The organism is Marinomonas profundi, from assembly GCF_020694005.1.
GTDB lineage: Bacteria > Pseudomonadota > Gammaproteobacteria > Pseudomonadales > Marinomonadaceae > Marinomonas > Marinomonas profundi.
Genome location: NZ_CP073013.1, coordinates 1,152,939 through 1,177,233, shown reverse-complemented (window position 1 = coordinate 1,177,233; position 24,295 = coordinate 1,152,939). Strand labels below are relative to the sequence as shown.

Below are 24,295 nucleotides of genomic sequence, written 5' to 3'. Positions count from 1 at the left end.
AAACCTAACCAACCCACCCGTAGGTCAGATGAGGCGAGGTACGAGGCGCTTTACTTGAAAATGAAAGTGACGGTAGAAGATGAACGTGACGTAAACGAAACCACCAACGGCACATTACACTTCGCTCATGATGCCCTACAAAACACAATACAAACCAACTCTACACAACATCCCTCATCCGGCCTACAAAAACATCACGAAATCACCAATCATATGATCCACACCAACCACACGTAGGTCAGATAAGACGAGGCACGAGGCTTATCTGACATTCAGAAGAAGGTTAGGGTAGGATCCGGTCTTTCGTTGTTTGTTAATCAAATAAGGTTTAGCATCAAAGGCTGAACTTTTCATTCGCTGTCAAAAAACAGGTTTTTAACATTTCATGCCGTATTCGCCGCCATTTCTACTTACTCACACTATGATGAACCTAGTGTCTGATATTTCAGAGAAAATAGGTAAATGGACCGCAGTGAATAAAAATGAGCTGGTACCGCAGCTTAGAAAAGCGAACCGTATACGTACTATTCAAGCATCCTTGGCTGTTGAACAAAATACCTTATCCGTTGAGCAAGTCACTGCATTAGTAAACGGAAAATCTGTGTTTGGATCGCCGAAAGAAATCCAAGAGGTTCATAATGCGTTTGCCGTTTATGAATCTATGGGGGAGTGGTCATCGACGAATGGCGATGATCTGCTTCAGGCGCATGGCCTTATGATGAAAGGGCTGATTAGTGACGCGGGACAGTGGCGAAATGGTGGCGCTGGCATATATCGCGGTGAAAAACTGGTACATATGGCCCCGCCAGCCAATCAGATTCCGCGATTAATGATACAACTATTGGCTTGGCTAGAATCAACCGATGCCCACCCGCTCATTGCGTCAGCGGCCTTTCACTACGAATTTGAATTTATTCACCCGTTTAGCGATGGCAATGGACGGATGGGGCGTTTCTGGCAAACGCTTATTTTGACTGAATGGCACCCCTTGCTCGCCTTTTTACCTGTAGAGACTGTTATTAAAGCGCGTCAAGAAAAGTACTACCAAACATTGAGAGAAGCCGATGCTCGGTGTGATAGCACTCAATTCATAGAGTTCCTTCTGACCGCGATGAGCGATTCATTAAATGAAGCAATGTCAGTGGAACAAAAAACGCGGGTAAAAACGCAGGTTAAAACGCGGGTAAAAACAACCGACCAGATTCTTGATATCCTTGAAATATCGCCGAGTCTTGCGCTTGCAGATGTCGCAATCCATATAGATCGTTCATTGAGTGCCGTTGAAAGAGCCGTAGCTAAGCTAAAAAAAGAAGGCAAACTTGAATACCAAGGATCAAAACGTAATGGTACCTGGATCGTTCTACGATAATAAATACACCAACACCGGATAACGGTCGACGAAAACAAACCATCATCGCCCAATTTACCGCATCAACCAAAACGTAAAACGAATTTCGTTTCTATCCATATAACCAAAACGTGTAAAAAACGTCCACTTTACAAACAATTTTCAAAAACATTATTTGCATAATTCCCCTTCTTAAATTATCATCGTTCACCAATTGAACAGAGCATATATTTGTCCCTTCCCCTTATCACTTCCAAGGGGAAGGTTAGGATGGGGTCAATAGCTCTTTTATTTATAAACACAACGATCAATATCAAACGAGGCAAACGCATGGAAAGCTTACTCACACCACAAAACACCACTTCTTTCCGTGCCTATTTCTCTTTGTTAACACGCATCGCCAAGGTGCAAACATGCTAACGGACGAATACCGCTACAAAATTCTAAAAGAACTGCAACAAGACCCAGACCTCAGCCAGCGTGAGCTCGCCAAACGACTGGGCATAAGCCTAGGCAAAGCCAATTTTTGCCTAAAGGCCCTCATTGAAAAAGGCTCAATAAAAGCAGACAACTTTAAAAACAGCGCCAACAAAACCGGTTACTTATACCTACTTACCCCAAAAGGCATAGAAGAAAAAGTCACCCTAACACAGCGCTTTTTACAAAGAAAAATCGCCGAATACGAAGCTCTAGAACAAGAAATAGAACAACTGCGCAAAGAAGTAAAAACGTAAGCGACAAAACCGTAGGTCAGATGAGACGAGGAACGAGGCGTGATCTGACGATTAGCCATTATCGTTGAAATAGAAATGCAGCCCGTAGGCCGGATGAATCGAGGAACGAAGATGTAATCCGGCGTTGAAGGATGAGACGAGGAACGAGGCGTTATCTGACGCACGAGGCGTCTGACGGTAAAAATGAACGAGTAATAAACCACAAGATTTCAAAGAATATGGAAACAACTAAATGAAAATTCTAGTAACTGGCGGTGCGGGTTTTATTGGTTCTGCAGTGATCCGCCATATTATCCAAAACACCCAAGACAGTGTGGTGAATGTCGATAAGCTGACTTACGCGGGGAACCTTGAAAGCCTTGCGAATGTGGACAAGTCAGATCGTTATGCTTTTGAGCAGGTGGATATTTGCGATAGGACAGCGCTAGATAGTGTTTTCGAAACACACCAACCAGACGCTGTGATGCATTTAGCGGCAGAAAGTCATGTTGATCGTTCAATAGACGGCCCAGCAGCCTTTATTGAAACCAATATTATTGGTACTTACACACTGTTAGAAGCCAGTCGTCAGTTTTGGTTAGGACTAGAATCAGATCGTAAAAGTGCTTTCCGTTTTCATCATATTTCAACCGATGAAGTGTATGGCGATTTAGAGGGGCCAGAAGACTTATTTACCGAAGACACTGCCTATGCGCCAAGCTCCCCATATTCAGCCAGTAAGGCAAGTTCAGATCATTTGGTACGGGCATGGCGGAGAACCTATGGCTTCCCGACAATCGTGACCAATTGCTCTAACAACTACGGGCCTTATCACTTTCCAGAAAAATTGATTCCTTTAGTGATCTTAAATGCCTTAAAAGGTAAGCCATTACCAGTTTATGGCAATGGCTTGCAAATACGCGATTGGCTGTATGTAGAAGACCACGCTCGTGCCTTATACAAAGTCGTCACAGAAGGCGAAGTAGGTGAGACCTACAACATTGGCGGCCACAATGAAAAAGCCAACATAGATGTCGTAAAGACTATTTGCCGCTTGTTAGAAGAGCTAGTACCGAACAAACCAGCCGGTGTCGCTCAATATCATGATTTGATTACCTATGTAACAGACCGCCCAGGCCACGATGTTCGCTACGCCATTGACGCCAGTAAAATTGAAAAAACACTAGGCTGGACACCAGCAGAAACCTTTGAAACAGGGCTGCGCAAAACCGTGCAATGGTATCTCGCCAATGAAAACTGGTGGAGCCGTGTGTTAGACGGTTCTTACTCGATGGAACGCTTAGGGGTAAACAACCAATGAAAGGCATAGTGTTAGCGGGTGGCTCAGGTACTCGGCTTTATCCTATTACAATAGGTGTGTCTAAGCAGTTGTTACCTGTTTACGATAAGCCAATGGTGTATTACCCCATTTCAGTTTTAATGCTGGCGGGAATTCGAGAAATTCTCATCATTACTACACCGGAGGACCAAAGTAGTTTTCAGCGACTTTTAGGTGACGGCTCGAAATTTGGTATTGAATTGAGTTACGTGGTGCAGCCCAGTCCTGACGGGCTTGCCCAAGCCTTTATTCTAGGTGAAGACTTTATAGGCAGCGATGATGTATGTTTGGTCTTAGGGGATAATATTTTCTACGGCCAAGGCTTTACCCCTAAGCTAAAACACGCGGTTGAAAACGCGAAAAATGGTCAGGGTGCGACGGTGTTTGGCTATCAGGTAAAAGACCCTGAGCGTTTTGGCGTTGTGGAGTTTGATGCGAATAAAAAAGCCATTTCGATTGAAGAGAAACCTACTAAACCGAAATCGCATTTTGCAGTGACTGGGTTGTATTTTTACGATAACTCGGTCGTACAGTTGGCCAAACAAGTGCAGCCATCTGAACGTGGTGAGCTAGAAATTACTTGCCTGAACGAAATGTACCTAAAGCAGAATAAGCTGAATGTCGAAATGCTAGGTCGTGGTTTTGCTTGGTTAGATACGGGCACCCACGAAAGCTTATTAGAGGCGGCACAGTTTGTCGAAACCATCGAAAAGCGCCAAGGCTATAAAATCGCCTGTTTAGAAGAGATCGCTTTTTATCAAGGTTGGTTTAAAAAAGAAGAGCTTAAAATGCTAGCTAAACCGCTACAAAAAAACAGTTATGGCCAGTATTTGTTGGAAATTATTAAGGAAAGCGAGTGAGTTTAATTCAATTAATCAGTTTCCCACCTTTAGGTGATGATCGTGGTTCATTAGTCGCGTTAGAGAGCCAGCAATCCATTCCATTTGATATTAAACGCGTGTACTACATATTTGGTACTCAGCAAGGTGTTGCTCGTGGTTTTCATGCGCATAAGCAGCTAAAACAAGTAGCGGTTTGTGTGACAGGTCGATGCCGTATGGTTTTAGATGATGGTAAGCATCGTGAAGAAGTGTGGTTGGATTCGGCCACAAAAGGCATTTTAATCGAAGACATGGTATGGCGAGAAATGCATGATTTTAGCGAAGACTGCGTGCTTTTAGTGTTAGCTAGCAAGCACTACGATGAAAGCGACTACATTCGTGACTACGCCGAATTTAAAGAGAAAACTAAATCATGAGTTACATTCATCCACTTGCAGATGTTGCATCAAGCGTCATTGGTGAGAATACAAAAATATGGCAGTTTGTGGTCATCTTAAAAGGTGCAAAAATTGGAAGAAATTGTAACGTATGTGCCCATGCCCTAATTGAGGGAGATGTTGTAATTGGTAATAACGTAACTATTAAATCAGGTGTATTTCTATGGGATGGGACTCTTATAGAGGATGATGTATTTATTGGTCCAAATGCCACTTTTACGAATGATTTAATGCCGCGCTCTAAAGTATATCCAGAGAAGTTTCTAGGGATAACTTTAAAAAGAGGGTCAAGTATTGGTGCTAATGCCACAATATTACCAGGTGTTACGATTGGTATTGAAGCTATGATTGGCGCTGGTTCAGTAGTAACAAAAGACGTTCCAGATTACGCTGTTGTTGTTGGTAACCCTGCAAAAATAATTAGGTATACGAAATGATCCCATTTTTAGATCTTAAAGCAATTAATGCCCAGTATCGAGATGAACTGGTAGAAGCGGCGACGCGTGTTATTGATTCGGGCTGGTACGTTCAAGGCACAGAAGTAAAAGCCTTTGAACAAGAGTTTGCAGAGTATTGCGGTACTAAACTCTGTATTGGTGTAGCGAACGGTTTGGATGCTTTAACTCTGACACTGCGTGCATGGAAGGAAATGGGTAAACTAAAAGAGGGTGATGAAGTCATCGTACCTGCGAATACTTATATCGCTAGCATTCTTGCTATCACCGAAAATCGCTTAATTCCAGTATTGGTTGAGCCAGACATGGCGACTTATAATATTTGCCCCATTAATGCAGAAGCTGCTGTTACAGAAAAAACACGAGTTATTTTACCCGTGCATTTGTACGGCCAGCTGGCAGACATGCCCGCCATTATGGACATTGCTAGCCGTCATAATTTATTAGTATTAGAAGACTCAGCGCAAGCCCATGGCGCCAGTATTAATGGAATAAAAGCAGGTAATTGGGGCCATGCCAGTGGCTTTAGTTTTTATCCAGGTAAAAACCTCGGTGCGTTAGGTGACGCAGGTGCTATTACGACCAGTGACGATGAACTCGCACAGACGATACGAGCACTAGGCAACTACGGCAGCCATAAAAAATACGAAAACCTCTACCAAGGTGTAAACAGCCGACTAGATGAAATGCAAGCCGCCATGTTGAGAGTAAAGCTTCGCCATCTAGATACAGAAACACAACGTCGCCGTGAAGTCGCTATCGCCTACGCAAAAGGCATCACCAACCCAACGATAAAATTACCAATAAGTCCAGATTCAACCCTAGAAAGCCTAGCCAACCACGCTTTTCATTTATTCGTCATACAAACAAAAGAACGCGACAAGCTACAAAAACAGCTTACCGAAGCAGGCATACAAACACTGATACACTACCCAATACCGCCTCATAAGCAAAATGCCTATAAAGCGTGGAATAGCAGTGAGTATCCAATAACAGAAAGTATCCATCAAAAAATACTCAGCTTGCCGATTAGTCCGGTAATGTGTAATGAGCAGGTCAAAATAATAGTGAATTTTTTTCAATGATAAAAAAAATACTAAAAAAATATTTGCCTAAAGAGAAATGGAATTCACTGATTTCGATTAAGAAAAAAACGAGTAGAAAATATAATGCTTTAATTTTTAAAGCTAATGAAAGTAGTAGTTTATTCATTAGGAAAGTGGTTGCAAGAAATGTTAGACCTATAGTGTGGCTTGATACTCTAAGCACAATAGAAACGCTTAAACAGAGTAGTTCAACAGATGCTTATGAACCTTGTTATACGGTGGAAAATAAATTCAGTGTTGAGATGCCAGATGTAAATTTATATAAGCTGAAGACAGGTTATGTTCATGCTAAAAGTTCTCATATTGTCTTAAAAGACGCTGTAGTTTTGGAGAGATTGCCTCACATTCATGTAGATCAATGCAATTATTCAACAGGTCATATAAGCTGCCATAATAGTTTTTTTTCAATAATTAAAACGGGTTTTAAAGTTGTTGAAATTGAAAGAGCTTTATTTATAGGTGGAAACGGTTCATGGAATTATTATCATTGGACGATTGAGATAGTAACCAAGTTAAAATATTTTCTTGAATCAGCTCTAAACAAAGAAAAAATAACAATAATTCTACCTGAGTATGCAAAGAAAATTGAAAGCTTCTCTATGATGGTCTCAGTTATTTTAAAGGAAAGGTATGAGATTATATATTTAAATGAAAATCGCCTAGCTTTGGTTAACGAATTGTACACGATTACATCACCTTCAAATGTTGTTTTTAATGTCGCGCATGGTGCTGATTTTAAAAAGAACTTTTTTTTTATAGATAGAGAAAGTGTAGACTTTTTGCGAGAGTCGATATTGAATAGTGCAGAATATTTGTCGTTCCTAGATAGTGAGGCTGATAAAATAAAATATAAAAAAGTATTCCTTTGTCGAAAAGAAGGATCAGTGAGAAAATATAACCAAAATGAAGTGTTAGAAATATTAGTTAAAAAAGATTTTTTTCCAGTTTTTTTAGAAGACCTCTCATTTTTTCAGCAGGTATATCTATTTCAAAATGTTGACTATCTGGTTGGTGCATCAGGTGCAGGATGGACTAATCTGATTTATGTGAATAAAGGTACTATAGGTCTGAGTTGGTTGAGCGATAATGCGAGTGACTTTTCATGTTATTCAACTATTGCTAAATATTATGGATGTGATCTTAAGTTTTTTAAATGTGAATCGAGCAATAATGAAGATATTCAGGCTGATTATACAGTTGATATAAATAAAATATTAAATTTAATATAGGAATTGATGATCAAGTAATGCGAAAATAATAAATTTAGTTTTCGATAGTTAGATTGATTTCTAAAAGACATCTATAGATGTAACAAACTTCGAATAGGCTGTATTTTTTGATTTCAATTGAGAGTAATAATAGTTAATTTTTCATTTAGCGTCCATTTTATTTGTTAATGAACTAGTGTTATAAAAAAATCAAATTTTAAGAGTTAGTAAGAATGCTAAGAAAAATATTTCGATCGTCAATTAACATATTTAAGCAGTTATTTAATCCGCTTAAAGTTAAGTTGTTAGATAACCCCAGAAAAAGAAAGCTTGCTCAGCATATGCAGCATAAGCATCAACAGCTTTTGTCTAGTATTAAGGGAAAGGAAAAAATTAAGGTGGTATTCCTGGCTATCCATAAAAGTGTGTGGAAAGTTGATCCTGTTTTTAGAAAAATGCTAGAAGATCCCTACTTTGAACCAGAAATCTTAGTGTGTCCATATACCTTATATGGAGAAGAAAGAATGCTTGAAGATATGGATAAAACGTTCACTTTTTTTAAAGAAAAGGGTTATCCCGTTCTTAAGTCGTTAAATAGTGATGGCACATGGCTGGGCCTAAGTGAAATTAAACCTGATATTGTGTTTTTTACTAATCCACATAACTTAACCAGAAAAGAATATTACGAAGATGCGTATTTAAATTATTTAAGCTGTTACGTGCCTTATTTTTACTTGGTTACATCACACGGTAATGATCAATCGCTTTATAATCACCTTTTTCACAATTTGATGTGGAAGATTTTTATGCCACATTCTGATTCAATGAATTTAGCTAGGGTTGTTTCGAGTAATGATGGTATGAATTGTGTTTTAACGGGCTATCCTGCTTGTGAATCATTGTTTGAGAATAATCTGGTTGCTTGTCCATGGAAAAAGGCACAAAATAAGTTTAAAATTATTTATGCGCCACATCACACTATCGAAAATGCTGAGTTACAACTATCTAATTTCTTAATTTATGCGGAATTGATGTTGGATTTAGTAGATAGTTATAAAGAAAATGTGCAGTGGGCCTTTAAACCCCATCCAATATTAAAATCAAAATTGTATAACCATCCAGATTGGGGTAAAGAGAAAACAGATAAATACTATAGAATGTGGAGTGATGGAGAATGCTCGCAGCTTGATGAAGGTGAATATGATGATTTATTCATAAGTTCAGATGCTATTATTCATGACTGCGGTTCTTTTTTAGCGGAATATTTGTATTTAAAAAAACCTGTTCTTTATTTATTGAATCCTAATACTAGAAATAACTTAAATGGTTTTGGCTTGTCTGCATTGGCTTGCTGTAAACATGGTGTAAACAAACTCTCTATTATTAACTTTGTGGATTTTGTAATTGATAATAATAGAAAGGAAGTGGATAATGCACCCATCAATAATTTTCATGACGTTAATATAAAACCTTTTTTCTCGGGGGGGGGGCCCTCTGATAAAATAATCAATGAGCTAAGGATGTTATTATGAGCAATAAAGTTGTCTATGTTGGAATGAGTGCAGATTTAGTGCACCCTGGTCATCTAAATATATTAAAAAAAGCAGCAGAGCATGGTGAAGTAGTTGTAGGGTTGCTAACAGACAAAGCTATTGCCAGTTACAAAAGAATTCCATATATGGAGTTTGAGCAGCGTAAGATTATCATCGAGAATATTAAGGGTGTATCACGTGTTGTAGTGCAAGATACACTCGATTATGTACCCAATTTGATAAAGCTTAAACCTGATTATGTTGTTCATGGCGATGATTGGCGAGAAGGCGTTCAGCGTGAGACTCGTCAACGCGTTATCGATACACTAGCTGAATGGGGTGGTGAACTAATTGAGGTGCCCTATACTGCTGGAATTTCTTCTACACAGCTTAATAAGGCATTACGGGAAATTGGTACTACACCAGATTTACGTTTAAAGTCATTACGCCGCATGCTCCAGGTTAAGCCATTGTTGCGTTTCATAGATATCCATAATGCACTTAGTGGTTTGATTATTGAGAATACAAAGGTAGAAACACCCGAAGGTATTCGTGAATTCGACGGTATGTGGGGAAGTTCACTGACTGATTCGACTGCAAAAGGTAAACCAGATATCGAGGCAGTAGATGTTTCTGCTCGAATGAATACCTTAAATGAGGTGCTTGAAGTCACCACCAAGCCTATTGTTTATGATGCTGATACTGGTGGGCAGTCAGAGCATTTTGAATTTACTGTCCGTACTCTTGAGCGCTTGGGTGTATCAGCTGCGATTATCGAAGATAAGACAGGTCTGAAGAAAAACTCACTCTTTGGTACCGATGTTCCGCAGACTCAGGATTCTATTGATAACTTCTGTGCCAAGATTATGGCGGGTAAAAAAGCCCAAGCGACCGATGATTTCATGATTATAGCCCGTATTGAAAGTTTGATTCTCGATCAAGGTATGGATGATGCAGTTAAGCGTGCACAGGCTTATCTCAATGCTGGTGCTGATGGGATTATGATTCACAGTCGGAAAAAAGACCCCGCAGAGATTTTCGAGTTCTGTGATCACTACAATAAATTTCTAAATCGCAAGCCGTTAGTTGTGGTTCCTTCAAGCTACAACTCGGTAACAGAAGCTGAATTGCAAGAAAAGGGAGCTAATATTGTGATTTACGCTAACCAATTATTACGTTCTGCTTACCCAGCCATGTTAGAAACTGCAAAGTCTATTTTAACGAATCAGCGATCTAAAGAATGTGACGATAAGATGTTGCCACTCAAAGATATTCTTGAGTTGATTCCTGGAACCAAATAAGGCATTTTTATGATTGAACCTCGAATTTTTTATACAAAACTGCAAGAGGCCGGTATCGGTCTCTTTGCAGGTGTTCCCGATTCTTTGCTCAAAGATTTTTGTGCATATGTTGATGATCACGGTCGAACTGGGGAACACATTATTACAGCTAATGAAGGTAATGCGATTGCCATGGCTGCGGGTTATCATCTAACCACAGGGAAATTAGCTGCGGTTTATATGCAAAACTCAGGGTTGGGTAATACGATTAACCCATTGACATCAATTACTGATCCTCATGTCTACAAAATACCCCTGGTAATGATCATCGGCTGGCGTGGTGAACCTGGTATCAAGGATGAACCACAGCATGTGAAACAGGGTGCGATTACACCACAGCAGTTGGACCTTTTGGGGATACCCTACTGGGTACTAGATCAAGATACAGATCTGGAAGCAACGCTAAAGGACGCACTTCAAAAAGTAGTGGAAACAGGTTCTGCCATCGCTTTTCTTGTACGCAAAGGCACCTTCTCACAATACAAAAGTATGCGCAAGTCGACTTCGCCTTCACAAATGAAGCGTGAAGATGCATTGCGCTCTTTGCTCAATCTAACCGGTTCTAGCCTGGTGGTCAGCACGACTGGGAAAACCTCGCGAGAAGTGTTTGAATTACGTGTTGAGCGGGGCGAAATCCAGCGTGATTTTCTAACAGTCGGCGGCATGGGGCATACAGCCTCTATTGCACTGGGTGCTGCCTTGGGTAATCCAGGCAAAAAGGTTGTCTGCATTGATGGCGATGGTTCGGTTTTAATGCATTTGGGCGCATTGCCGATTATAGGTGATGTGGCTCCAAAAAACATGGTGCATGTGCTCCTGAACAATGCCGCTCATGAGTCAGTGGGTGGGCAGCCGACCGTAGCTGGTAACATCGATTTCAAAGCACTTGCTCTCGCCAGTGGCTACAAGGGCTATTGGAGTGCCAGTGATCAAGCTGGCATTGAAACAGCTTGGCAGGAAATTCAACATCAACCAGGACCGATGCTGTTTGAGATCAAAATCACTACGGGTTCACGCGATGACTTGGCTAGGCCTACCAGCACCCCAGAAGAAAACAAACTTGCTTTCATGAAGGCAGCAGGTTTATGAAGGACTGGCACTATCATAATCCGGCCACCTTGATTGCAGGGGCGGGTAGTCTAGAAAAACTGCCACAGTTGATAACACCTGGTCGTTGGTTGTTGGTAACTTCGGCAGGTTTTACACGTCGTGGGCTGACAGAAAAGATTCAGTATTTGTTATCTGATGTGCAGTTGATAGTCCATGACCAAGTTACACCCAACCCTGAGCTGGATGATTTAGAAGCGATTATTCAGCATTATCGCAGCCAAAAATTTCAGGGTATTATTGCAATTGGTGGTGGGAGTGTGCTGGATGCAGCAAAGGTGCTTGCTGTTGCGCTACCCAGTGCATTGCAGCAGCCACTGACTGAAGTTTTACGCCAGGGCAAGAAACACGTTTGGCAACAAAAGCTGCCTTTGGTGGTGATTCCGACCACCTCAGGCACAGGTGCAGAAGTAACACCTTTTGCTACCGTCTGGGATCAGACTCAGCATAAAAAATACTCGGTGATTGGTGATCAAATCTTTCCAGAAAAGGTACTTCTTGACCCAGAGTTAACACTGGGTCTACCTGACCAGGAAACCCTCTACACAGGTTTGGATGCGGTCTCGCATGCACTGGAATCGTTATGGAATGTCAACCGTAGCCCTGTTAGCAGCAGTTTTGCTATTCAGGCTCTGGAGCTGGCTGAAAAAGCATTACCTCAAGTGCTTAATAGACCTTCAGACTTGAAAGCACGCACAGCAATGCAAAATGCCAGCGTTTTGGCAGGCCTGGCGATTAGCCAAACTCGCACAGCTATAGCGCACTCAATATCATATCCACTTACAAGCCACTATGGTGTGCCGCATGGCCTTGCATGTAGTTTTACATTACCAAGATTAATACACAATTATGTTTTGATGAAACCCGATAGTAAAGAAAAACATCTTTTACTTCGAATAAAATTAATGTTGGAGGGTATGGATCTTGATAATCGTCTAGCTAAATATGTTAGTAATCCACAAATTGAAAGTTTGAAGAGTGAGATGTTTCATCCAGATCGTGTAGGTAATTATAGTGGTGATATGACAATGCCTTTACTAAATAAAATAATATTCACTATATAGGTCATTTAAATCATATGTCACTTAGGGCTAAAGCATTAAATGGAGTTGTTTGGAGTTTATCTGATAAGTTAATTAACCAGCTAGGTTATTTAGCTGTGACTATTTTTATTGCACGTATCATTGGTCCAGAAAGTTTTGGTTTGATCGGAATGCTAACTATTTTTACCTTGTTAGCTGAAAGCGTGGTGAATAATGGTTTCGCCCAAGCGCTTATACAGCGAAGCCAATATTTGACAGAGGAAGATTCTTCTACAATATTTTATGTTAATATTTTTTGGGGTATAGTAATGTATTTTTTATTATATTTCTGTGCCCCATTTATTTCGGCTTTTTACAATGCGCCAGAGTTAGTTGAAATATCTAGGGTTTTGTTTTTAGTTATTTTAGTAAGCTCTCTAACTGTTGTGGTTCGTGCCAAGCTTACTATTAATATAGATTTTAAAAGCCAGGCTATAGCCAATACAATTTCTACTTTGCTGAGTGCATGTATAGGGATTTATTTGGCTATGGCTGGTTATGGCTACTGGTCATTAGTGTGGTTACTAATAACTAAATCTATTTTTAACGGAATCGTGCTATGGTTTTACTGCCAATGGTTACCTAAGTTCATTTTTAGTGCTGAGTCATTTAATAGGTTGTTTAAATTTGGCTCTAATTTAATGCTTGCAGGTTTTGTTGCCACTTTTGTTAATAATCTTTATGTTGCATTAGTCGGGCGTTACTTTAATGCAACTCAGGTAGGTTATTTTACACAAGCAACAAATCTTAGTAATTACGCTACACAATTTATAAACTCAACATTGCAAGGTGTAACATACCCTATTATGACCTCTATAAAAGATGATAGAGAGCGGTTGGTTAATGTATACACACAGTTAATATCCATCACGATGTTGGTTTCTGTACCGCTACTTATTGGCTTTGCAGCGGTATCAAATGAATTTGTTAGGTTACTTTTAGGTGAAGACTGGTTGCCTGTTATACCGGTTTTAATCGCCTTATGTTTTGCAAGGTCAATTACCCCAATAAGCTCAATTAACCTAAATATACTCAACGCAATAGGTCGCTCAGATTTATTTTTGAAAGTAGACCTTTCTAAATTACCAATGACTGTGGCGGCCTTATTTATAGCATTGCCCTACGGTATTGAGGGGTTAGCATGGGCCATGGTCTGTACTTCTTTTATTGCATTTTTTATAAATTCTTATTACCCGGGCAAGCTCTTTGGTTTCGGTGGAATAGCACAATTAAAAATAGCGTACAAATACATCATTGCTGCAGCGCTTATGTATTTCGCGATTGGCCTGATTTCAGCTAACGATAGCTTGTTACTGACATTGCTTGTTAAAATAGCATTAGGCGCGATTATTTATATAGCAATGCTTTTTGTGCTGCGTGATAAATTTTTTTTGAATAGTTTTGGTATGATTTATAGTAAAATAAAAAATTAAATGACGCATGATAATCTTAGCAGCTCTAACTTGGGGCAATAAATATTATAATACTAATCATTATGTAGACGAAATCAATTGCTGGATTTAGTATCTTTTTTACAACAAATATAAAAGTATGAACATATATTGTTTAAAGAAGTATTTTTAGTCTTCTGAAGTGAGAAAGCGCCATACTTTAATGTTTGATTCGTTATTTGACTAGGTTTAAATTAATGATGGTTTAACGCTTGTCCTTGTTGTTAAAATAGCTGTAGGCTCAACGATTTCATTTAGTGGTGTCATTTTATTACATGAAAATTTCTATTTTATTATATTTTTTTCTCAGTTAGAGGGTTTTAGGCAGCATATGTTTTATTCTGCTTAGATGTATTTCAGCTGGTCAATATTTAACTGGTTTTATTTCAAGTTTAGATTTTAGGATATTTTTGATGTCAAGAAAGCGATTTACATTTGCAGTGCTTTGTTATAATCACCAAGAATACATTGTTGAACACTTAGAAAGTATAAAGTATCTGATTGATAGCTATGGGGATGATTGGGAAGTAGACTTGGTAGTAAATGATGATGCATCTACAGATAATACTGTCAGATACCTTTCTTATTGGCTTAATGAGAATTTTTCTATTTTTAATAATGTGAAAAAAATATTCAACTCTAGTAATTCTGGAACATGCGCATCTGTTCTAAATATCTTAGAGAATGTTGATACAACGAGACTGAAGATTACAGCAGGTGATGATGTTTACTCTTACGAAAATATATTTGAACATTCATCGTTGAGTGATAATGTTTCTTTTTCGAGTGGTATCCCATTAATTCTTACTGAGAATTTCATCAACGAAAGTATCAAAACCTCTTTGGAAGTGATTTCCTCCCACCATATATACAGAGGAAAAAAATTAATTGATCGTTTTATCTTTCTTTCCAATAATAATGCGCCAAATATGTTTTACAATTTTAAAAATCTAACTGATCCAGATACAATCTCTTTTCTTAAGGATTATGATGTAGTAGAAGATTGGCCTTTACAGGTTGCAATTGCAGAGAAGAATCCAGATTCTATATTTACACTAAGTAATAAGGTATTTGTTTATTATAGAAGGACATCTGGTTCTTCATATATTACTGCTGAAGGACGTTTTTTTAACGACAAAGTTAAAGTTTATAATTATTTAATAGAAAGGTCTGATAATTTTTTTTCTAGGTTTGTTCTTGAAAATAGACTATGGTTGTTTCGAAAAAAAAATAAGTTCCTTAATGTTTTCTTTAACATTGCATTTTATCGTTTTGTTTTTGGTTTTTTTCTTAAAATAGTGACGATATTTAGAAGTTATAGCAGTTTTAAAAAAGAGCTTTTGTTGGTTTCCCATAAGGAACATTATAGTTTATTAAAGAATAGAGCAGATTATTTTATGGAGGATAAGTCTTGAATTTTTGTTATATACCAGTTTTTTCTTTAAAGTGATTCATTGGGTTTTTTCATGAAAGTCGTTTTTTTTATAATTCTTTTTTTTATTGTTTTTTTTCGGATACCGGTTTTTTTTACAACATTTTATTTCTCTTTTTTTTTGGGTCTTTTAGGGTGTGTTTTCCTTTTTAGTTTACGATTTAGATTGGTTTTAATTAATGCATTAGGCTTAAGTTTTATCTTTATTTATACTTTTATTTTTCTTTACTCGTTTTGTGTTGATATTACTACAGGCGCTCTTGCTAATAAACTAACTAATTCATTTACAGTTAGGGCCCTGACTATTTTTATTATGTCAGTTGTTCCCTCTGCGTTTTTTGTTTGTTACTATTTAAAAGGTGATGATGACAAGTTAAAAAAATTAATTCTTAGTGTTTTTTTACTACAGACTTTTTTTTGGTTTTTTACTTTTTATTACCCAGGTGGTAAAGAACTTATTTATTCCATTATGGGTATGTCAAATAGCGTTAATATCATTTATGAGTGGAATTATTATACGAGAGGTTTTGGTTATACGCCAGAGATTAATTTTACAGCACCATTCGTTATGGTGCTTACAGTATTGACATTATTTAGGGTGAAGGTTTTTAATTTTTTTATCGTTTTTACTCAGTTATTTAATTCCAATAATGTTGTAGTGGCATTGATTCTTGGTTTTTTAACTCGCTTCAAGTCTCGCTATTTTTTTAGGTTTTTATTTTTATCATTTTGGTTTTTCATTATATTAGTATTTATTTATTTATACTATGTCGATTACCTACCACAGCGCCTACAAGAAGAACTCTCTAGTGGTGGAATGAGAACTATAAATATTATTTTTGAGGATCATTTCATTTTTACAAATGCTGATTTTTTAGAGTTTATTTTAGGTAATGGTAATTATATGTTTTTGCCGGGTTTAAATTCTACTGTTGACCCTGGTTGGATAATATTAATAAACTATGGTGGAGTTTTTTATACAACCTTATTTCTATTTTTTATAGTTATACTTTGCTTTAGGGCATTCGGAAATAAAGCTTTCTTCTTTGTATGGGTTTTTGCTGGTTTTTGGTTAAACTTCAAAGGTTTGATCTTTTCACCTAACGCTTATCTTTTTATTTTATTTATGTTTGCAATGAATAGAGCTTATAAAAAGCACATTGTAAATGATATTAATATCTAGCTTCAAGTTAAGGAATAATTATGTTTTCTAATAAAATATTAATGATCACAGGCGGTACAGGTTCTTTTGGTAACGCTGTTCTTAAAGGTTTTTTAGATTCTGATCTTAAAGAAATTCGTATTTTTTCTCGCGATGAGAAAAAGCAAGATGATATGCGCAAAAAGTACAATCATCCTAAGTTAAAGTTTTATATTGGCGATGTGCGAGATTATCAATCCGTATTAAACGCCACTCGTGGTGTTGATTATATATTTCATGCCGCTGCGCTTAAACAAGTGCCTTCGTGCGAATTTTATCCTTTAGAAGCAGTTAAGACCAACGTTCTAGGCACAGAAAACGTGCTAGAGGCGGCAATTCAGTGTGGTGTTAATCGTGTTGTTTGCCTGAGTACAGATAAAGCAGTGTATCCGATCAATGCCATGGGCATCTCGAAAGCCATGATGGAAAAGGTTATCGTTGCCAAGTCACGCACGGTAGACGATACCAAGACCGTCATTTGCGGCACACGTTATGGCAATGTTATGGCCTCTCGCGGTTCTGTGATCCCATTGTTTATTGAACAGATTCGTGCTGGACAGCCTATTACCATTACTGATCCAAACATGACACGCTTTATGATGACATTGGCTGACGCTGTTGATCTAGTATTGTATGCCTTCGAGCATGGTAACAATGGCGATATTTTCGTGCAGAAAGCCCCCGCTGCTACGGTAGAGGTTTTGGCCCAAGCTTTAACTCAACTACTTAATAAGCCAGAACACCCGATCAATATCATTGGTACACGCCATGGTGAAAAATTGTATGAAGCGTTATTGAGCCGAGAAGAAATGGCCTGCGCTGAAGACATGGGCGATTACTTCCGCGTTCCGCCAGATCTACGTGATTTGAATTATGCGAAGTTTGTTGAGGTGGGTGAAGAAGTGATTTCACGTACCGAAGACTACAATTCCCACAACACTGAGCGTTTGGGTGTGGCAGGTATGCAAGCATTGCTTCTTAAGTTAAGCTTTATGCAGGCTATTGTTGATGGCGAATGGGTCGCTGCGGAGGAATAAAATGAAGGTTTTGGTTACTGGAGCTAACGGATTTATCGGTAAAAATTTAGTTGTCACGCTGAATAAAATGGGTGGCCATGAGGTTCTTCCGTTCACTCGTGAATTAGATCATGGTCAACTATCCCATTTAGTTGCTGAAGCCGACTTCATTTTTCATCTTGCTGGTATTAATCGACCTGATGAAGAAAGCGAATTTTTTATTGGAAACTCGGAACTAACGGCTGAAATTTGCAGTGCTATTGTGGCGTCTGGGCGAAATATTCCTATTGTAATTACCTCATCTATCCAAGCTGAACGAACGAATGCTTATGGCCGTAGCAAGCTACAAGCCGAAATGCATTTGATGAACTTGTATATGGAGACGGGCAATCAGGTTTATATTTATCGTTTGCCGAATGTTTTTGGCAAATGGTGTCGTCCAAATTACAATTCTGCGGTGGCGACTTTTTGCCATAATATCAGCCATGGTTTACCTATTCAGGTGAATGATCCTTCGACAGAGCTTAGCTTAGTTCATATTGGCGCGGTAATCAGCTCTTTCATCGATTTGCTGATAAATCAACCAACCGATAAACTGTATGTTAGCGTTGACCCTATATACACAGCGACGTTGGGTGAACTAGTTGAACAGCTTTATAAATTCAAAAATAGTCGTGAAACCTTAGTCACTGAAGCGGTAGGTGATGGTTTTACACGTGTGCTGTATGCCACTTATATTAGCTATATATCCCCAAACGATTTCAATTACCCGCTTAATAAACATGAAGATCCCAGAGGGTCTTTTGTTGAAATGCTGAAAACACGTGATTCCGGCCAGTTCTCATTTTTCACGGCGCATCCAGGTGTGACACGCGGTGGACACTATCACCATGTGAAAACAGAGAAATTTCTTGTTATCAAGGGGAAAGCGCGCTTTGGCTTTCGCCATATTGTGACTGATGAATTTGTGGAAATAAACACCTGTGGTGATCAGCCTGAGATAGTAGAGACTGTGCCTGGTTGGTCGCACGATATTACGAATATCGGTGATGATGAAATGGTGGTGATGTTGTGGGCCAATGAAAACTTTGATCGTCAGCGCCCCGATACAGTGACATACAAGGTGTAAGGAAAGATCTGTAATGAATAAATTAAAAATAGTCACTGTTGTAGGCACACGCCCTGAAATTATTCGCTTGTCGCGAGTTATGGCGAAGTTAGATGAGCATTGTGAACATATTATTGTACATACTGGTCAGAACTATGATTATGAGTTAAATGAAATCTTCTTTAACGACTTAGGTATACGTAAACCAGACTTTTTTCTTGGCGCTGCTGGCGCGTCCGGTGCTGAAACTATAGGCAATGTCATTATCGTTGTTGATAAAGTGTTGGCCGAGGTTCAGCCTGAGGCTTTATTAGTACTCGGTGATACCAACAGCTGTATGGCTGTTTTACCTGCGAAACGTCGGAAAATTCCTACTTTTCATATGGAGGCTGGGAATCGTTGTTTTGATCAACGTGTACCCGAAGAGATTAACCGTCGCATAGTCGATCACATGGCGGATATTAACCTAACCTATAGCACCATCGCTCGTGATTATTTATTACGTGAAGGTTTGCCTGCTGACATGATCATCAAAACTGGTAGTCCTATGTTTGAAGTGCTGAATTATTACCGTCAAGGCATAGACGACTCTGATGTTCTTAACCGCTTAGGTTTAAAAAAAGGGCAGTTTTTCATTATTAGTGCCCACCGTGAAGAAAACATCGACTCTGAGAAGAACTTCTTAAATCTGGTTGAGTCTTTGAATACTATTGCGACCACTTATAATTTGCCAGTTATTGTTTCTACTCATCCGCGTACACAAAAGCGTATCGATGCCATGGGGGTCACTTTTCATCCAATGGTGCAGCTTCTTAAACCGTTAGGTTTTAAAGATTATAATAAGCTGCAACTGTCCGCCAAAGTAGCATTGTCAGACAGCGGAACCATTAACGAAGAATCCTCTATCCTTAATTTTCCTGCGCTAAATTTGCGAGAAGCTCATGAACGCCCTGAAGGTATGGAAGAAGCAGCTGTCATGATGGTTGGTTTGGGAGTACAACGTATTATGCAAGGGCTGGCTATCTTAGATACCCAAGCACGTGATAAAGAACGCTTGATTCGTCAGGTTCATGATTATTCTATGCCGAACGTCTCAGATAAACTTGTCAGAATCGTTCATTCTTATACTGATTATGTAAACAGAGTTGTGTGGAAGAAATATTAATGATTACTCATGTTTTGATGCTTACAGGTGGTGGGGCTTGAAAATACTGATTGTCACTCAGTGGTTTGATCCTGAGCCGACTTTTAAAGGGCTAGTGTTTGCCAAAGCATTAGCCGCCAAAGGGCATGATGTTGAGGTGATTACTGGTTTCCCAAACTACCCAGGTGGAAAGTTATACCAAGGGTATAAAATGCGCTTTCATACCTTAGAAATCATACAAGGTATCAAAGTGCACCGTGTCCCCTTGTACCCCAGCCATGATGGCTTGGCAATAAAACGCGTCTTTAACTATGCAAGTTTTGCCATGTCTTCCTTGATGTGTGGTTTATTCAAGGTTCGAAAACCTGATGTTATTTATGCTTATCATCCACCGTTAACTACCACAATGTCAGCTGCCATTATCAGCTTTTTTCGTAGAGTGCCGCTTGTAATCGATATCCAAGACCTGTGGCCAGATACCTTGGCGGCGACTGGTATGCTTAATAATAGCAAAGCGCTAAAGTTAGTGGGTAAGCTCTGTCAGTTGGTTTATAAGAAAGCAGCGCATATTGTTGTACTATCATCAGGTTTTCGTAAGCGCTTGATTCAGCGCTCTGTACCCGATGAAAAGATTTCTGTGATCTACAACTGGTGTGATGAAGAAGCCTTGTCCTTGCCAATACAAAAAATTGATAACTTTCCAGACAAGCCAGGGTTCAATATTTTATTTGCTGGTAACTTGGGCTTTGCGCAAGGCCTACCCGCTATTATTGAAGCGGCTAAAATACTCCAAGATAGAGGTGTCAATGCTAATTTGATACTGCTTGGTGATGGCGTTGCAAAAGAAAATGCGATTGATCAAAGTCATAAAAGTGGTTTGGAAAATGTTTTTTTCTTACCGCGTGTGGGTATGAGTGAAGTAGGTAGTTATTTGCAGCGTGCTGATGCATTACTTGTTCACTTAACTGATAATGAATTGTTTAGTATAACTATACCATCACGAACCCAAGCATATCTTGCTGCAGGGAAACCTATTTTGATGGGCGTAAACGGGGATGCCTCTGATATTATTAGGCAAGCGGATGCTGGTATAACCTTCAAAGCAAACGATGGATTTTCAATGGCTAGTGCTGTTACTGAATTGGTCAGTTTAGACTCAACAGAATTAGACCGCTTAGGTAAAAATGCCAAATCTTTTTATCAAACTGAGATGTCGTTAGATGTTGGAGTAGATCACTTCATTAAACTATTTTATAGACTTGTATATGAAAAAAACATTTGATTTCACTGTCGCATTACTTGCGCTAATAGCGTTATCGCCACTCATATTTATTGTGGCACTCTTGATTCGTTTTAAACTCGGTTCTCCTATCTTATTCACTCAAGATCGTCCCGGTTTAAATGGTCGTGTCTTTAAAATGATGAAATTCCGTTCTATGTTGGATGCGAAAGACAAACAAGGTAACTTGCTTCCTGATGAACAACGGATGACCAAGTTCGGCGCCTTTTTACGCTCTACCAGCCTAGATGAACTGCCTGGCTTGTTTAACGTGTTAAAAGGTGACATGAGTTTAGTCGGGCCTCGTCCATTGTTGGTTCAGTATTTGCCACTTTACAGTGCTGAGCAAGCCCGCCGTCACAATGTGCGCCCGGGTATTACTGGCTGGGCGCAAGTCAATGGCCGTAATGCGATCAGCTGGGAAGATAAGTTCAAATTAGATGTTTGGTATGTCGATAACCAAAGCTTTTGGTTAGATATTAAAATACTGCTGCTAACCGTTAAAAAGGTATTTGTCCGAGAAGGTATAAGTGCTGATGGACATGTCACTATGACTAGATTTGAGGGGAGCGATAAAGGTGAAAGGTAACGTTTACGGTATTTTTGGTGCTAGTGGTTTTGGGCGTGAAGTAATGCCTTTAGTTAAAAAAAAATCTAAGGACGCAGACTATTTAGTTTTCATAGATGATGCGCCAAAAGCTTCTATTCTAAATGGATATGATGTTTTGACCTTTGATCAATTCTTGTCACTTCACTCCATGAATAAGTTTGTCACCATTGCTATCGCTGATGCGGCCATAAGAGAAAAAATAGCTAATCGTTTAAAGGAAAAGCAGATTGAGGTTTTTCAGGTTGAAGCCTCAAATGTTGAAATTATGGATGAAGTAAAGGTTGGAGAAGGTGCCATATTGTCACCGTTTGTTACTTTAACCTCCAATATCCATATTGGAAAATACTTTCAAGCTAATATTTATAGCTACGTAGCTCATGATTGTATTATCGGAGATTTTGTTACGTTCGCGCCATCTGTAAAGTGCAATGGTAATGTGCATGTAGAAGACTTTGCTTACATAGGAACAGGCGCAATTATCAAACAAGGTACGCCAGATAAACCTATTGTTATTGGTAAAGGTGCTGTAGTCGGAATGGGAGCTATTGTTACAAAAAGTGTTAAAGCTGGTGATGTTGTTTTTGGAAATCCAGCTAAATCTATTAAAAGAGGTACCTAGCTATGGAGCTTATCGAGGTCAATTTCAAGATACCTTTTGAAGACATAAAAGAAGGGATGTTTGTTACCTATTCGCAGACTATTACCGATGCGGATGTGAAAACATTTGCAGGGTTATCTGGTGATCATAATCCTGTACATGTTGATGACGTATATGCTGAAAACTCAAGGTTTAAGAAACGCATAGCACATGGATTGATTTCTGGAAGTTTTTTCTCAGCTTTATTTGGTACCAAGTTACCTGGTCCTGGGTGCGTTTATGTTGCTCAGTCGTATAACTTTAAGCGACCAGTATATTTGGATGATACAGTTACTGCGATAGCAACGGTTACATCGGTTGACTCTAAAAAGCGTAGAGTTTTTTTTGATACTGTTTGTAAAGTTAAAAATAAAACCGTTATTGATGGTACAGCTGAGTTGTATGTTCCTTAACTCATAGTAACTTGTTTAATTGTTATAGTACTCCAGGAATTTTGATGTTAAACACCCCTTTTTCTCCTTGGCCTTCTTTCACTCAAGAAGAGGCTGATGCCGTTAGCCGTGTTGTTTTGTCCAACAAAGTGAATTATTGGACAGGTACTGAGTGCCGTGAATTTGAAAAAGAATTTGCCGCTTGGGTTGGTACTGATTACGCCGTTGCCTTGAGCAATGGTACTTTGGCTTTAGATGTGGCGTTAAAAGCAGTAGGCGTTGGGCAGGGTGATGATGTGATCACCACGCCGCGTACTTTTTTGGCCTCTGCTTCTAGTATTGTGACGGCTGGGGCAAACCCTGTTTTTGCCGATGTGGATTTGAACAGTCAGGTTGTTACGGCCGATAGTATCAAGGCGGCCCTTACTCCCGATACCAAAGCCGTCATTGTTGTGCATTTAGCGGGTATGCCTGCTGAAATGGACGCCATTATGGCGTTGAGCAAAGAACGTGGTTTCTTTGTCATAGAAGACTGTGCGCAGGCTCATGGTGCTAAATACAAAGGTCGTTCTGTTGGTAGTATTGGTCATATTGGTGCTTGGAGTTTCTGCCAAGATAAAATTATGACGACGGGTGGCGAAGGTGGCATGGTCACGACTAATGATAAAGATCTTTGGTCGTTTATGTGGTCTTACAAAGACCATGGTAAAAGTTACGATGCCATTTACCACAAAGAACATCCACCAGGTTTTCGATGGCTACATGAAAGCTTTGGTACCAACTGGCGTATGTTAGAAATGCAAGCCGCGATTGGTCGTATTCAGCTTACGCGAATGGCCGAATGGACTGCAAAGCGCCAAGCCTACGGCGCTAAAATTGACCAAGCTGCTAGCGCGTTTTCTTGTGTACGCTTGGTGAAGGTGCCGGATTATATTGAACACGCGGAATACAAGCATTACATGTTTGCTGTGCCAGAACATTTAGCCGAAGGCTGGAGCCGTGACCGGATCGTTGAAGAAATCGTTAAGCTTGGTGTGCCGTGCTTTCAAGGCAGTTGTTCAGAGGTGTATCTTGAAAAAGCCTTTGATAATACCCCTTGGCGACCTGAAAAACGTCTTCCTAACGCTGTTCAACTTGGTGATACCAGTATAATGTTTTTAGTTCACCCAACTTTAACGGAAGAAGAAATGGATAAGACGGTTCAAGTCATTCAGACCGTGTTTTCTATGGCGTCTTGTTGATTTCTTTATTACTGGGTTTGGTTTAATCAAACATGTTTTAGCGCTTCGATAATCGATATGTCGACCCCTGAGTTGCTGGCGGAAACCGATGCTAAGATGATTCAGAGTTTGTCGTTAGCGAGTTATTTTTCTTATATCATTAAGACGGTAACGGGCAGTGGGTCTGGGGACAGAGTTAAGGGCTAACTTTGTTTAACTGATTGATTTGCCTTGGGTCTTGTTTTTAAGGACGTGCCGCGGTTTACAAGGCGCGTTTTTCTGCTTTATTTTTGTAG

The 24,295-nt window shown here is 39.2% G+C and carries 24 protein-coding genes; all 24 read left to right on the top strand.

Annotation, left to right across the window (positions count from 1 at the left end; translation table 11 throughout):
* Nucleotides 1-54: 54 nt before the first annotated feature.
* The 24 genes from J8N69_RS05480 to J8N69_RS05365 all read left to right on the top strand — a co-directional run bounded on the left by J8N69_RS05480 (nucleotide 55) and on the right by J8N69_RS05365 (nucleotide 24,020).
* Nucleotides 55-237, top strand: a complete 183-nt coding sequence (locus tag J8N69_RS05480) for a hypothetical protein (protein WP_168827224.1) — start codon at nucleotides 55-57, stop codon at nucleotides 235-237.
* A gap of 187 nt (nucleotides 238-424) precedes the next feature.
* The gene (locus J8N69_RS05475; protein WP_269751564.1) at nucleotides 425-1,369 is read left to right on the top strand and encodes a Fic family protein; all 945 of its coding nucleotides are present in this window, start codon (nucleotides 425-427) and stop codon (nucleotides 1,367-1,369) included.
* A gap of 392 nt (nucleotides 1,370-1,761) precedes the next feature.
* Nucleotides 1,762-2,082, top strand: coding sequence for a MarR family EPS-associated transcriptional regulator (locus J8N69_RS05470; protein ID WP_110576621.1), 321 nt, complete (start codon nucleotides 1,762-1,764; stop codon nucleotides 2,080-2,082).
* Nucleotides 2,083-2,314: 232 nt separating this feature from the next.
* Nucleotides 2,315-3,382 carry a dTDP-glucose 4,6-dehydratase gene (gene rfbB / locus J8N69_RS05465; protein ID WP_168827226.1) on the top strand — a complete coding sequence of 356 codons (1,068 nt, stop codon included), beginning with the start codon at nucleotides 2,315-2,317 and terminating at the stop codon, nucleotides 3,380-3,382.
* Entirely contained in the window at nucleotides 3,379-4,260 is an 882-nt protein-coding gene (gene rfbA / locus J8N69_RS05460) for a glucose-1-phosphate thymidylyltransferase RfbA (protein WP_168827227.1), read from the top strand. The genes rfbB and rfbA overlap by 4 nt, the downstream gene beginning before the upstream one ends.
* On the top strand, nucleotides 4,257-4,658 hold the full coding sequence (locus J8N69_RS05455; RefSeq protein ID WP_168827228.1) for a sugar 3,4-ketoisomerase: 402 nt from the start codon (nucleotides 4,257-4,259) through the stop codon (nucleotides 4,656-4,658). The genes rfbA and J8N69_RS05455 overlap by 4 nt, the downstream gene beginning before the upstream one ends.
* Nucleotides 4,655-5,116, top strand: a complete 462-nt coding sequence (locus tag J8N69_RS05450; protein WP_168827229.1) for an acyltransferase — start codon at nucleotides 4,655-4,657, stop codon at nucleotides 5,114-5,116. Before J8N69_RS05455 ends, J8N69_RS05450 begins: the two co-directional genes overlap by 4 nt.
* Nucleotides 5,113-6,219 carry a DegT/DnrJ/EryC1/StrS family aminotransferase gene (locus J8N69_RS05445; protein ID WP_168827230.1) on the top strand — a complete coding sequence of 369 codons (1,107 nt, stop codon included), beginning with the start codon at nucleotides 5,113-5,115 and terminating at the stop codon, nucleotides 6,217-6,219. The genes J8N69_RS05450 and J8N69_RS05445 overlap by 4 nt, the downstream gene beginning before the upstream one ends.
* Entirely contained in the window at nucleotides 6,216-7,469 is a 1,254-nt protein-coding gene (locus J8N69_RS05440) for a glycosyltransferase family 61 protein (protein WP_168827233.1), read from the top strand. Before J8N69_RS05445 ends, J8N69_RS05440 begins: the two co-directional genes overlap by 4 nt.
* Nucleotides 7,470-7,681: 212 nt before the next feature.
* Complete coding sequence (locus J8N69_RS05435; protein ID WP_168827235.1) at nucleotides 7,682-8,980, top strand: CDP-glycerol glycerophosphotransferase family protein; 1,299 nt, start codon at nucleotides 7,682-7,684, stop codon at nucleotides 8,978-8,980.
* Nucleotides 8,977-10,281 carry a phosphoenolpyruvate mutase gene (gene aepX, locus J8N69_RS05430; RefSeq protein WP_168827245.1) on the top strand — a complete coding sequence of 435 codons (1,305 nt, stop codon included), beginning with the start codon at nucleotides 8,977-8,979 and terminating at the stop codon, nucleotides 10,279-10,281. Before J8N69_RS05435 ends, aepX begins: the two co-directional genes overlap by 4 nt.
* A gap of 9 nt (nucleotides 10,282-10,290) precedes the next feature.
* On the top strand, nucleotides 10,291-11,409 hold the full coding sequence (gene aepY / locus J8N69_RS05425) for a phosphonopyruvate decarboxylase (RefSeq protein ID WP_168827256.1): 1,119 nt from the start codon (nucleotides 10,291-10,293) through the stop codon (nucleotides 11,407-11,409).
* The gene (locus tag J8N69_RS05420; RefSeq protein WP_168827258.1) at nucleotides 11,406-12,491 is read left to right on the top strand and encodes a phosphonoacetaldehyde reductase; all 1,086 of its coding nucleotides are present in this window, start codon (nucleotides 11,406-11,408) and stop codon (nucleotides 12,489-12,491) included. Before aepY ends, J8N69_RS05420 begins: the two co-directional genes overlap by 4 nt.
* A gap of 14 nt (nucleotides 12,492-12,505) precedes the next feature.
* The gene (locus tag J8N69_RS05415; protein WP_168827260.1) at nucleotides 12,506-13,942 is read left to right on the top strand and encodes a lipopolysaccharide biosynthesis protein; all 1,437 of its coding nucleotides are present in this window, start codon (nucleotides 12,506-12,508) and stop codon (nucleotides 13,940-13,942) included.
* A 431-nt stretch (nucleotides 13,943-14,373) separates the two neighbouring features.
* Nucleotides 14,374-15,375 (top strand): glycosyltransferase family A protein, encoded by a 1,002-nt coding sequence (locus J8N69_RS05410; RefSeq protein ID WP_168827262.1) that lies wholly within the window; start codon nucleotides 14,374-14,376, stop codon nucleotides 15,373-15,375.
* A 183-nt stretch (nucleotides 15,376-15,558) separates the two neighbouring features.
* On the top strand, nucleotides 15,559-16,575 hold the full coding sequence (locus tag J8N69_RS05405; RefSeq protein WP_168827264.1) for a hypothetical protein: 1,017 nt from the start codon (nucleotides 15,559-15,561) through the stop codon (nucleotides 16,573-16,575).
* Between the two features lie 20 nt (nucleotides 16,576-16,595).
* Nucleotides 16,596-17,630, top strand: a complete 1,035-nt coding sequence (locus tag J8N69_RS05400) for a polysaccharide biosynthesis protein (RefSeq protein ID WP_168827266.1) — start codon at nucleotides 16,596-16,598, stop codon at nucleotides 17,628-17,630.
* A 1-nt stretch (nucleotide 17,631) separates the two neighbouring features.
* Entirely contained in the window at nucleotides 17,632-18,738 is a 1,107-nt protein-coding gene (gene wbjC / locus J8N69_RS05395) for a UDP-2-acetamido-2,6-beta-L-arabino-hexul-4-ose reductase (protein ID WP_168827267.1), read from the top strand.
* Nucleotides 18,739-18,751: 13 nt separating this feature from the next.
* Nucleotides 18,752-19,882, top strand: a complete 1,131-nt coding sequence (wecB, locus tag J8N69_RS05390) for a non-hydrolyzing UDP-N-acetylglucosamine 2-epimerase (RefSeq protein WP_168827269.1) — start codon at nucleotides 18,752-18,754, stop codon at nucleotides 19,880-19,882.
* Between the two features lie 37 nt (nucleotides 19,883-19,919).
* Nucleotides 19,920-21,143 (top strand): glycosyltransferase family 4 protein, encoded by a 1,224-nt coding sequence (locus tag J8N69_RS05385; RefSeq protein WP_168827271.1) that lies wholly within the window; start codon nucleotides 19,920-19,922, stop codon nucleotides 21,141-21,143.
* Nucleotides 21,127-21,729, top strand: a complete 603-nt coding sequence (locus tag J8N69_RS05380) for a sugar transferase (protein ID WP_168827274.1) — start codon at nucleotides 21,127-21,129, stop codon at nucleotides 21,727-21,729. The genes J8N69_RS05385 and J8N69_RS05380 overlap by 17 nt, the downstream gene beginning before the upstream one ends.
* Nucleotides 21,719-22,369: an acetyltransferase gene (locus J8N69_RS05375; RefSeq protein ID WP_168827276.1), complete on the top strand. Its 651-nt coding sequence runs from the start codon at nucleotides 21,719-21,721 to the stop codon at nucleotides 22,367-22,369. Before J8N69_RS05380 ends, J8N69_RS05375 begins: the two co-directional genes overlap by 11 nt.
* A 2-nt stretch (nucleotides 22,370-22,371) precedes the next feature.
* Nucleotides 22,372-22,800: a MaoC family dehydratase gene (locus J8N69_RS05370; protein ID WP_168827278.1), complete on the top strand. Its 429-nt coding sequence runs from the start codon at nucleotides 22,372-22,374 to the stop codon at nucleotides 22,798-22,800.
* A 44-nt stretch (nucleotides 22,801-22,844) separates the two neighbouring features.
* Complete coding sequence (locus J8N69_RS05365) at nucleotides 22,845-24,020, top strand: DegT/DnrJ/EryC1/StrS family aminotransferase (RefSeq protein WP_168827280.1); 1,176 nt, start codon at nucleotides 22,845-22,847, stop codon at nucleotides 24,018-24,020.
* The last annotated feature ends 275 nt before the right edge of the window (nucleotides 24,021-24,295 follow it).